Origin of the sequence: Delftia sp. WSY_7 (genome assembly GCF_043104845.1) — a bacterium.
GTDB lineage: Bacteria > Pseudomonadota > Gammaproteobacteria > Burkholderiales > Burkholderiaceae_C > Comamonas > Comamonas tsuruhatensis.
Genome location: NZ_JBICLB010000056.1, coordinates 61,070 through 72,555 on the forward strand (window position 1 = coordinate 61,070; position 11,486 = coordinate 72,555).

At 68.4% G+C, this 11,486-nt stretch carries 5 protein-coding genes; all 5 read right to left on the reverse strand.

The annotated features are described in order from the left end of the window. Positions 1-68: 68 nt before the first annotated feature. The 5 genes from ACF8ME_RS29110 to ACF8ME_RS29130 all read right to left on the reverse strand — a co-directional run bounded on the left by ACF8ME_RS29110 (position 69) and on the right by ACF8ME_RS29130 (position 11,335). Entirely contained in the window at positions 69-1,409 is a 1,341-nt protein-coding gene (locus ACF8ME_RS29110) for an MFS transporter (RefSeq protein ID WP_047328086.1), read from the reverse strand. A gap of 290 nt (positions 1,410-1,699) precedes the next feature. Next, positions 1,700-3,952: an aldehyde oxidoreductase molybdenum-binding subunit PaoC gene (paoC, locus tag ACF8ME_RS29115; protein WP_392419318.1), complete on the reverse strand. Its 2,253-nt coding sequence runs from the start codon at positions 3,950-3,952 to the stop codon at positions 1,700-1,702. A gap of 4 nt (positions 3,953-3,956) precedes the next feature. Continuing rightward, entirely contained in the window at positions 3,957-4,907 is a 951-nt protein-coding gene (locus ACF8ME_RS29120; protein WP_392419319.1) for an FAD binding domain-containing protein, read from the reverse strand. Further along, complete coding sequence (paoA, locus tag ACF8ME_RS29125; protein WP_123693362.1) at positions 4,904-5,548, reverse strand: aldehyde dehydrogenase iron-sulfur subunit PaoA; 645 nt, start codon at positions 5,546-5,548, stop codon at positions 4,904-4,906. Before paoA ends, ACF8ME_RS29120 begins: the two co-directional genes overlap by 4 nt. Before the next feature lie 240 nt (positions 5,549-5,788). Continuing rightward, entirely contained in the window at positions 5,789-11,335 is a 5,547-nt protein-coding gene (locus ACF8ME_RS29130) for a DNA repair ATPase (protein WP_392419320.1), read from the reverse strand. Positions 11,336-11,486 lie beyond the last annotated feature (151 nt).

The following is an 11,486-nucleotide window of genomic DNA, read 5'->3' on the forward strand; positions in this document are numbered from 1 at the left end:
TTCTCCTGCGCTTGAGCGCTTGGGCGCTCGGGCGCTCGGGCGCGTGCTCACGGATAGGGGTTCAAGGATCAAGCACCAGGCGCTCGCAGCGCGCCACCCATCGGCGCCAGGGTGCGGCCGGCGCCAGTGGCCCACACGGCCAGCCCCGCGGCAATCAGCGGCAAGGCAAAGACGTAGTACAGCGAGGCAGGCTGCCAGCCACCGTCCAGCAGCAGGCCGGCCATGGTGGGCGCCACGATGGCGCCTATGCGCCCAATGCCTATGGCCCAGCCCATGCCGGTGGCGCGCACCTGGGCCGGATAGGTGGCCGGCACCAGCCCGTACAGCCCGGCCATGGAGGCGAACAGGAACACGCCCACGCCTACCGCTGCGGCGAACGCCCAGCCCAGGCTGGCCGAGGCCAGGCCGAACAGCGCAGTGAACAAGGCATTCAGCAGCAGGCTGCCCATGGCCAGATGCCGCAGCTTGGCCTTCACCGCCAGCAGGCCGAACAGGCTGCCGCCGGCAATGCCTCCCAGGTTGAGCAGCACGCCGCCCGTCACGCCCTGCTGTGCCGACAGGCCGGCCTGCACCAGCAGCTTGGGCGTCCAGCTCAGCGAAAAATAGACGCTGAACATCAGCAGGAAGAAGCCGGCCCAGAGCATCAGCGTGGGGCGCGCCAGGCCGTTCCTGAACAGGGCAGCCACGGTGTTGCCCTGCCGGAATTCGCCGCCGGCCTGTGCAGGCAGCTGCAGCAAGGCAGGATGGCCCATCAGCGCCATCAGCCGGTTGAGCTTTTCCAGCGCACGTGCCGGGCGGCGGCCCAACAGAAAGTCCACCGACTCCGGCAGCCGCCACAGCACGATGGGCACCATCAGCGCCGTGGCCAGGCCGCCGAACACAAAGACCGAGCGCCAGCCATGGTGTGCCAGCAGCCAGGCGGCCATGAGCCCGCCCAGCGTGGCGCCAATCGGATAACCCGTGGCCTGCAGCGCAATCGCCGTGCTGCGCCATTTGTTCGATGAATACTCCGAGGTGATCACCCCCACGCTGGCCAGCATGCCGCCAATGCCCACGCCCGTCATGGCGCGCAGGGCCGCCAGTTCCACATAGCTGCGCGCTGCGGCAGAAAGCAGCATGCCCACGGACACCACGACCAGGCACAGCACGATGACGGGTTGCCGGCCACGGCGGTCGGCCACGGGCGCCAGAAACAGCGAGCCTATGGCCATGCCGATCAGCCCGGCACTGAACAGCACGCCCAGCTGCGCCCCGTTGAGCTTCCACTCGGCAGCGACGGCCGAGGCGGTGAAGGCCATCACCAGCACATCGAAGCCGTCCAGCATGATGAGCAGGATGCAGATGGCCACGGCCAGCCACTGGAACGGCGCCATGGCGCCCTCGTCCATCGTCTTGCGGATATCTTTCATACAAGTCCTTGTCGGAGCAGGTTGTCTCTTTGCCCTGGCAGGCGCTTCGCGCCCAGGTCAGGTTCTGTTGTGGGGAAACCGGGGCGGCCTGTGTTCGGAGTGCACAGCGCCGACATTTCCCAGTGCAAAAAGTATCTCCACGCCAGCCTCTCCAGGCCAATGCCGACGGACGCGCAAGCTATGCGTTCTATTGATGGCCACATGCAAAAAGGCCGGCCACCCAGAGGTGACCGGCCTTCGCTCATCAAGAATCCAGGGCCTGAGCGGGCTGCCTCAGGTGCAGTGCCCTCTCATGCCAGCCTCCCCAGTCCTGCCAGCAGCTTGTCCAGCGTGATCGGGTAGTCGCGCACCCGCACGCCGGTGGCGTTGTGGATGGCGTTGGCAATGGCTGCGCTTACGCCGCAGATGCCCAGCTCGCCCACACCCTTGGCTTTCATGGGCGAGGCCATGGGATCGACCTCGTCCAGAAAGATCACTTCCTGGTGCGGGATGTCGGCATGCACGGGCACCTCATAGCCCGCCAGGTCGTGGTTGACGAACAAGCCCAGGCGCGTGTCCACGGCCAGCTCTTCCATCAGGGCCGCTCCCACGCCCATGGTCATGGCGCCGATGACCTGGCTGCGGGCAGTCTTGGGATTGAGGATGCGGCCGGCCGCGCAAACGGCCAGCATGCGCCGCACGCGGACCTCTGCAGTGAAGGCGTCCACGGCGACCTCCACGAAGTGCGCGCCAAAGGTGGACTGCTGCATCTTCTTGTCGAGCACGCCGAATTCGATGGCATCCTCGGCCGTCAGGTCGCCGTCGCCGGCAGCGCTGGCCAGAGCCCGGCGCTTGCCGCCCGCCTGCACATGCCCATCCGCGAATTCGGCCGTCCCCGGGTCCATGCCCAGCTTGCGCGCCACGGCCTCGCGCAGCTTCACGCAGGCGGCATAGACGCCGGAGGTGGCACTGGCCGCGCCCCATTGCCCGCCCGAGCCGGCAGACACGGGAAAGCCGGAGTCGCCCAGCCGCACGCGCACCTGCTGCAGCGGCAGGCCCAGCATCTCGGCCGCCGTCTGGGCAATGATGGTGTAGCTGCCCGTGCCGATGTCGGTCATGTCGGTTTCCACGGTGAGCATGCCCTGCCTGTCCAGGCGCACGCGGGCGGCGGACTTCATGACAGGCGCGCCACGGTAGGCGCCGGCCATGCCCAGGCCGATCAGCCAGCGCCCTTCGCGCCGTTGGGCCGGCTGGGGATTGCGCTGGCTCCATCCGAAGCGCTCGGCGCCCGTGCGCAGGCACTGCACGAACTCACGGCGGGAAAACGGCTTGTGCTCCTGGGCAGGGGTGCCCTCCTTCGCCTCGGGTTGCGGCTTCTTGCCGCTGTCCGGCACCACCTGGGTGTCGTTGCGGATGCGCAGCTCCACGGGATCGATGCCGAGCTTTTCCGCCAGCTCGTCCATGGCAACTTCCAGGGCCATGTGCCCCGTGGCTTCGCCGGGGGCGCGCATGGCATTGGCCTCGGGCAAGTCCAGCACGGCCAGGCGCGTGGCGGTCATGCGATGGGTGCCGGCATACATGCGGCGGGTCTGGTCCACGGCACCGTCCGCCGATCCTCCGGGCTGGTCGCCCGACCAGCTTTCGTGGCCGATGGCGGTGATTTTTCCGTCCTGCCCTGCCGCGATGCGCACACGCTGGATGGTGGCCGGGCGGTGCGTGGTGTTGTTGGCCATCAGCGGGCGCTGCAGTGCGACCTTGACGGGCCGGCCTGCCGCGCGCGCCCCCAGCGCGGCCAGCAGTGCATCGGCCCGCAGGAACAGCTTGCCGCCAAAACCGCCGCCAATGAATGGCGAGACCAGGCGCACCTTGTCCTTGGGAATGCCCAGCGTCCTTGCCAGCTCGCCCTGCCCCCAGGCAATCATCTGGTTCGAGGTCCATACCGTGAGCTGGTCGCCCTTCCATGCGGCCAGCGTGGCATGGGGCTCCATCATGGCGTGCGACTGGTCTGGCGTGGTGTATGTGGCGTCCACCTTCACGGGGGCCGAAGCGAAGGCGCCGTCGAAATCGCCAATGGCCGTGTCCGGCGCATCGCCATTGATGCTGTCGGGTGGCACGGCGGAGTCCCTGGCCTTGGCCAGGTCATAGGCGCCAGCCACGGGCTCGTAGTCCACACGGACCAATTGCGCGGCAGCGCGCGCCTGCTCGAAGGTTTCCGCCACCACCAGGGCCACGGCCTGGTGGTAGTGGGCCACCTGGGGGCCTGCCAGCAGCGGCGCGGTGTTCATCTTGCCCTGGCCCAGCTTGCCAGCGGTCTGTGCGGTGACGATGGCCAGCACGCCGGGCGCGCGGCTTGCCTGCGCCAGCCCGATGCTGCGGATGCGGCCCTTGGCAATGGCCGAGCCCACCACATAGCCATAGGCCGGGTGCTGGACCACGTCATGCCGCTCATAGGCATACGGCGCCGTGCCGGTGGTCTTGAGCAGGCCGTCGATGCGGTTCATCGGCTGGCCGATGATCTTGAGCTGGTCAATGGGGTTGACCGTTGCGGGGGTGTCGAATTTCATGGCGTCAGTTCCTGGCCTGGTCCAGCACGGAGGCAAGCGTGCGCTCGGCCAGCGTGAGTTTGAAGGCGTTGTCGTGCGTGGGCCGGGCGCCTGCCAGCAGGCGGTCGGTGACGGCCTTGGCGCCCTGCGGCATCAACGCTTCGGCAGCCTCCAGACGCCACGGCTTGTGCGCCACGCCGCCCAGGGCCACGCGCCCGCTGCCGTCGCGCTGCACGATGGCGGCCACCGACACCAGCGCAAACGCATAGGAAGCCCGGTCGCGTACCTTGTGATAGATGTGCGTGCCGCCCGGCGGCGGCGGCAGGGTGACGGAGGTGATCAGTTCGCCGGCCTGCAAGGCCGTCTCTACCTGCGGCGTGCTGCCGGGCAGCCGGTGGAAGTCGGCAATGGGGATGACGCGGGCCTTGCCGTCGGCCTGGACGGTTTCCACCGTGGCGTCCAGCGCGCGCAGCGCCACGGCCATGTCGCTGGGGTGGGTGGCAATGCAGGCCTCGCTGCCGCCGATCACCGCATGCTGGCGGCTCACGCCGGCAATGGCCGAACAGCCGCTGCCCGGCACACGCTTGTTGCACGGCATATTGGTGTCGTAGAAATACGGGCAGCGCGTGCGCTGCAGCAGATTGCCGCCCGTGGTCGCCATATTGCGCAATTGGCCAGAGGCGCCGGCCACCAGGGCGCGGGTCAGCACGCCGTAGTCACGCCGCACGCGCGCATGGGCGGCCAGGTCGCTGTTGCGCACCAGCGCGCCTATGCGCAGCCCGCCCTGCGCGGTGGGCTCCACGGTATCCATGCCGGTGCCGTTGACATCGACCAGATGCACGGGGGTTTCTATCTGCAGCTTCATCAGGTCCAGCAGATTCGTGCCCCCGGCGATGAAGCGGGCGCCCGGCCGGGCCGCCACGGCGGCGGCAGCCTGCGCGGGGGACTGGGCGCGTTCGTAGGTGAAGGCAATCATGTCCGCCCCTCCCCCGCCACTTCGGTGATGGCATCGACGATGTTGGAATACGCCCCGCAGCGGCACAGGTTGCCGCTCATGCGTTCACGCAGTTCATGGGCCGACACCAGGGGCTGGGCCACGATGTCTTCGCTGGCATGGCTGGGCATGCCTTGCCGGATCTCGTCGAGCATGCCCACGGCAGAGCAGATCTGCCCCGGCGTGCAGTAGCCGCACTGGAAACCGTCGTGCCGCACGAAGGCGGCCTGCATGGCGTGCGGGGATTGCGGCGTGCCCAGGCCTTCGATGGTGGTCACGGCGGCGCCCTGGTTCATCACGGCCAGGCTCAGGCAGGACACCACCCGCCGGCCATTGACCAGCACCGTGCAGGCCCCGCACTGGCCATGGTCGCAGCCTTTCTTGGTGCCGGTCAGGTGCAGGTGCTCGCGCAGGGCGTCGAGCAGCGTGGTGCGGGTGTCCAGGTCCAGGCGGTGTTCCTGGCCGTTCACCTGCAGGGTGACGGGCAGTTGGACCCCTTCGGGGATGGAGGGAGGCTGCACTTGCGCGCCGGCCGATCGAGGCACGGCCGTTGCCGCAGCCGTGGAGGCACCTGCAATCAGCAGGTCCCTGCGCGAAACGGAAAGCTGGGTGTTGTGTTCCATGGGGCGTCCATCGTGTTGGCTCTTCGTGGGGCGTGCACACTGCTGCGGACACGCCACTCCAAGCATCGGTTCGGGACGCGCCCCGGGTTGTAGGTGATGGTCCAACGTCCGGGACATCGGGTTGTCCGATGACGGATCAGCGCATGCAGACGTGCGAGGGCCCCCGGCCCATGCAAAGGCAGCGCCAGCAAGGCGCCCCAGCCTTTGCCGATGGGCCCTGCCCCGGCCCCGGCGCTGCGCCTAGGCCGCAGGCGGCACGTCGCCGCGCTGCATGCGCTCGAAGGCCTTGTCGATTTCCTCGGAGCGTATGGCGCCCGCAGCCGGCACGGGACGGCCCGCGCGCTGGGCGTCGATCTGCTCCTGCATGCGCGTGGCCACCTGCATCAGCACGCGGTGCAAGCCCAGCTGCTGTCGGCGGGCCTGGTCCAGGTGCGTGACCACGGGCTCCAGGGACTGGGCCAGCGACCGGGTCAGCAGTTGGCCCAGCATGTGAACCAGGGCCTGACGGTCCTGGGCGGCCTGCACCTCCGACGGGGTGCCGGCCTGGGTGCTGGCGGGCTCGCTGGCCGCCCTTTGCGCCATCAGCTCGCGTATGCCGTGCAGCGAGTCGCCTGCGGCGCTTTGCGTCTGCAGCAGCCGGGCCAGCAGTGCCTGCAGCGCTTGCAGGAGCTGGGACTGTTCGGCGGCGCCTTCCTGCATCGCCTGCTGCTGGGGCTGGGCCACCGACTGGGCCACCTCGCGCGTGGCGGCGACCAGATCGACCAGCTGCGCCGTCACGCGCGTGGCAGCGTCGGCATTGGCGCCGCCTGCGGCCTGGCGGCGCAGGAACTGCTGGCGTATCTGCTGCCAGCGGGCGCTGTCCTCGTCGCTCATCTGCCCGCGCAGCTCGGCGAGCTTGAGCAGGTTCTCCTCGGCGCCCGTGGTCAGCATCTGCGCTTCGCCCTGGTAGTGGTCGGCCAGCATCTGCTGCATTTCCTGGTCGTTCATCACCGGGGTGATTTTTTCGGCCAGCTTGTTCATGTTGCGGTAGCTGCCCTGCAGCCGGAAGGCCGGCTCGGTGCGGTAGCCGTCGTCCTGCGCGGCGCTCTGGATGTACTGCTGGTTGACCTTGAACACCAGCTCGCGCACCTGCACCATGCGGGCCAGCACGGCCTCGATCTCGCGCAGTTCGGCCGATGAATAGTCGTGCGACAGCGCGTTGCCCGAGACATCCCTGCCCTGCGCCTTGTCCAGCAGCAGGTACAGGTCCTGCAGGCTGCGCGTGGCCATCGGCGCCAGCACGGCGTTCGAGGTCATGCTGTTTTCGATATAGCTGAGCTTGAACACCTCCTGCATGCCGCCCAGCACATCGCCCAGGTTGTAGATGTCGGCACGGTTGGCCAGCATGTCGGGGATCTTGAAGACCTCGCCCGACTCGGTGTACGGATTGCCCGACATGACCACGCAAAAGCGCTTGCCGCGCATGTCGTGGGTGCGGGTCTGGCCCTTCCACACGCCCTCGATGCGGCGCGTGCCGTCCGACAGCGAGATGAATTTCTGCAGGAACTCGGGGTGCGTGTGCTGTATGTCGTCGATGTACAGCATCACGTTGTTGGCCATCTCCAGCGCCAGGTTGAGCTTTTCCAGCTCCTTGGCCGCCGTGGCGTCCGGCGCCTGGGCCGGGTCCAGCGAGCGCACGGAGTGGCCCAGCGCCGGGCCGTTGATCTTCATGAAGATCAGGCCCAGGCGGTTGGCCACGTACTCCATCAGCGTGGTCTTGCCGTAGCCGGGCGGCGAGATCATCATCAGCAGCCCCATCTGGTCGGTGCGCTTGTTCTCGCCAGCCACGCCGATCTGCTTGGCCAGGTTGTCGCCGATCACGGGCAGGTAGATCTCGTTGATGAGCCGGTTGCGCACAAAGGACGACAGCGGCCGGGCCTTGAATTCGTCCACCCGCACGCGCGAGCGCCAGTCCTGCAGCAGCTGCTGGCGCAGCGCCTGGTAGCGGCCGAATTCGGGGACAAAGCTGCGGAAATGGCGCGCGGCGCGCTGGCCCAGGTCGTCGATCTGCAGCCACATGCGGCCGTCCGCAATGCGCGGATGCTGGCCCAGCAGGCCCGGCACTTCATGGCGCAGGTCCACATTGCTGACCTTGCAGGGCAGTGGGCCGGCGCAGCACAGCCAGGCGGCGGCTTCGCCGCAATAGGCCAGCCAGGCCTGCCCTTGCCCGTCGTCCAGCGCGCGGCAGGCGGTCTGCAGCCAGTGCAGCGCGCTGCGCCAGCGCTGGTCCAGCGGCGCCAAAGGCTTGTCGTGCCGGTCCTCTCCCTGCCAGTAGGCCTGCATTTCCTCCCAGCGCTGCAACGGCTGGGCCTGCTGCTGCACGGCGGCCTGCAGTGCGGCAATGGCCGACTGGCTGTAGCTGGAGAAGGAAAAGCGCACGGCCTTTTGCGCCAGCTCGGCCTGCAGGTAGTCGGCGGCGCCGTGGATGAGGCTGTCGATATCGCTGTCTGCGGGCGCCGCCTGTCCTGGCAGCAGGTCGCGCAGCAGGCCCCGCTCGTCGGCATAGGCGCGCAGGCGCTCGGCAATGTCGGCGCGCAGGCTCAGCTGCTCGGCCTCGCTGCCGAACATCTGCTGCATGGCCTGGGCCTGCTGGGCGCGCAGCGGCCACTGCGCCATGGCGGCAGCCAGCTGCGGCTGCTGCACCTGGGCATGTGCGCTCCAGAACAGCAGGGCCAGCGCACGGGCGTGGGGCGCAAAGCGCAGCACGCCGGCGGCATCGCGCAGGGGCAGCAGCACCTGCAGGATGCGGGCCGCATCATGGTCGTGGATACCGCGCTCATAGCCTTCGCGGTAGCGCGGCGCGGAGAATTCGCGGATGGCCTGGGTCAGCGCCGCCTCGTCGGGCAGCAACTGGGCCAGCCGGGCCTCGCTCCAGCCGTCGCGGCGCTGGCGTGCGGCCTGCACCACTTCCAGGGCCAGGTATTCACCGCGATAGAAGTCTGCCGATTCGGCCGGCGTGGAGGCATCCCAGTAGGCCTGCAAAGCGGCCAGCTCGGGGTTGTCCACGGGCTCGAAATACTCGGTGCCGACCAGGTGCAGGAACAAAGCGCCGTTGCGCGGCAGCAGGGTCAGATCCAGTTCCTGGTTGCCCACGCTGAAGCGGTGGCGGCCCAGGCGGATGATGGCGCCGCCGCCTTCGTACAGCTCGCTGCGGTCCTGCAGCGCGCGAAACGCCTGGTCGCGCAGGTTCTTGACGCGGCCGTCGATATCGTCGGCCTTGACCGGGTCGTGCAGCTGCTCTCGCAGGCGCTGGGACAGCTCCTTGAGCTTGCCGATCAGCGGATCGCCTGCAAAGAACGCATGCAGCGCGTCGGCACTGGCCAGTTTCTCGGTGCGCTTGGGCAGGCTCTGCACGATGCGCAGGGCCGCGTCCAGCACGCCCTGCGCCTTGCGCTGGCGCTCGTCCTGCAGCGACTGGCGGCGCGCCTCGAAGCTCTCCAGCACCTCCTCGCGCTTGGCCATGATGTCGCCAAGGAACTGCTCGTGCTCGCCGAAGCGGCTTTCGATTTCCTCCAGCTGCACCATCAGACGCGCCAGCTGCTCGTCGCATTTCTCGGGCGTCTGCGCCAGGCCCAGGGCGCTGACGATGCTTTGCGAGAACAGCGCCAGCTGGGCCGCGAACTGGGCCACGTTCTCGGCGCCGCCCAGGCCCGACCTGCGCTGCTCGGCGCGTGCACGCACCTGGTTCAGGCGCGCGTAGACGGCCGAGATGCGGTCCACCACCTGGGTGCGCTGCGTGGCGTCGTCGATGGACAGGCTGCCCATCAGCTCGGACAGCATGTCCAGCGCGGCCGCCATGTCGGCCATGCGCGCCAGCGGCTCGTTGATCTGCGCCACCGTGGCTGCCGCCTGCGCAGCCTGGTCCAGCGCCTGCAGCTGATCGGCATAGGGCTGCATGGCCTCGTCGGTGGCGATAAAGGCGGCCGTGCGCTGGGAGACATCGGCCTGGGCCTCGTTGACGCCCTGCACCATGGTGTCGATGGCGGCCTGGTCCACATAGCGCAGGTCGCGCGTGGCCATGAGCTGGCCGCGCAGCTGGCCCAGCTGGGTGAGCGCATCCACGTATTCGCCAATGGCCTTCCAGTCCGCCAGGCGCAACTGCTTGAGCAACCGGCCATGGCGGCCGGACACCTCGCCCATGGCCTTGGCCGAGGCATTGCGGATGCTCTCGACCTTTTCGTACTCGTCGATGACCGCATCACCCGTGGCGACGATGCCCAGCAGGGTCTCGTGCACCCCCTTGAGCTGCGGCGCGCCCAGCCAGTGGTAGCGCTCGAACAGGCGGCGCGCGGCGTCGATCAGGCGCTCGTAGCGCGGCAGCGAGACCTCGGTGGCCGCGATTTCCTTGCGCACGCTGTACAGGTCCGAGATGCCGCTGACCAGCTCGGCATTGCCTATGCGGCCCAGGAAGCTGTCGCGCTGCGGCTGGCGCGCCGCGTAGTCGTCCGAGGCGAAGGGCGTGCGCCAGACCTGCATGGGGTGCACGCGCGAGGCTTCGTTGCTCTCGGCCGCGAAGATGACGATGCGCCCGTCGTCCATGCGCGCATGGCCGTGGCCGATGATGGGCGGCTGCAGGGCGCGCTCGATCAGGTTGTACTTGAACAGCGCCATGCGCCCGCTCTCGGGCTCGTAGAACACGTAGAGCACGTCCTCGCCGTTGGGCGATCGGATGCTGCGCCGGTAGCGCATGCCCTGCATGTTCTGCTCGAACGAGCGGTTCTCCCCGCTTTGCAGGTAGTAGCCGCCCGGGAAGATGATGCCGTGGTCCTGCGGCAGCTGGATGCAGGCCGCGCCGATGGCATCCATGCGCAGCACCTGGCGGGAGACGGTGTTGAAGATCAGGTAGCGCCACTGCTCTTCGCGGTAGGGCAGGATCTTCAGCAGGATCAGGCTGCCGACGGCGGCGTACTCGAACACGGCGTCGTCCAGCGACTGGTTCTTCTCCTGCACGGGCTCGCTGTAGATGCCCAGTCCGTCGTTGGTGTTGTTCTCGACCTTGATGGTCAGCGTGCCGCCCAGGGTCTCGACGAAGACCTTGTCCAGCACGTTGATGTGCGGGTGGCGCCCCTGCACCAGTTGCTCGCGCCCGGCGCGCTGCCATTCAAAGTCATGGGGCGCAGGCAGTTCGATGTCGCGCTCGCCGCGGTTGTCTATGTAGCGTATGGGCTGGCCGTCCACGGGCACGGACCAGCGGAACACGCGCACATCGGACAGGCGCTCGCCGATCTGGAAGCTCGCCAGCAGCTTGCCGTCGCGCACGGCCAGCTGCATCAGCCGCGTGTTCTTGTAGTAGGCGTACAGCTCCTGGAAGTCCTGCACGAAGCTCTGTATGCCCAGGAAACTGTCCTTGAGGTCCACTGGAGTGACCTCGTAGCCCTGCTCTCCCTCGTGCAGGCGATACAGGCCGAACACGTCTTCCACGCGCGTGGACTGCTTCAGGCCCATGAAGACGTTGTAGCCGAACAGCAGGTAGCCGCCGACCTGGGCGATGTCGCGGCCCAGGCAGTTGTTTTCGGTGCGCACGCGCATGCGCCCGATGACTTCCATCTGGCTGCGGCCGAATTCCTCCAGCCGCTCCTCGTTGAGCTGGCGCACCAGCGCCTCCAGCGCCTGCCCCTGGCCGTCCAGGCGCTTGGCCAGCACTTCGTAGGAGCCGCCGCTGGCGACTGCCTGGTCCACGGCCGAGGCGGCAGTGTCGGGAGAGAGGGGCGGTGAGGACGGTGTGGACGATGGGGACGGTTGGGACATGGGCGTCACGGGCTTTCGCGTGTCAGGGACCATTCACGCCTTTCCCCGCCGGCCGGCAGACGGGCGGGCAGGCAGGCGAAGACGAAGGCGGATGCGGGAGGCTGGGCAGCCGGCGGAGGGAGCGGCCGGGCGGCCGCCCCGTTCAGTCGGC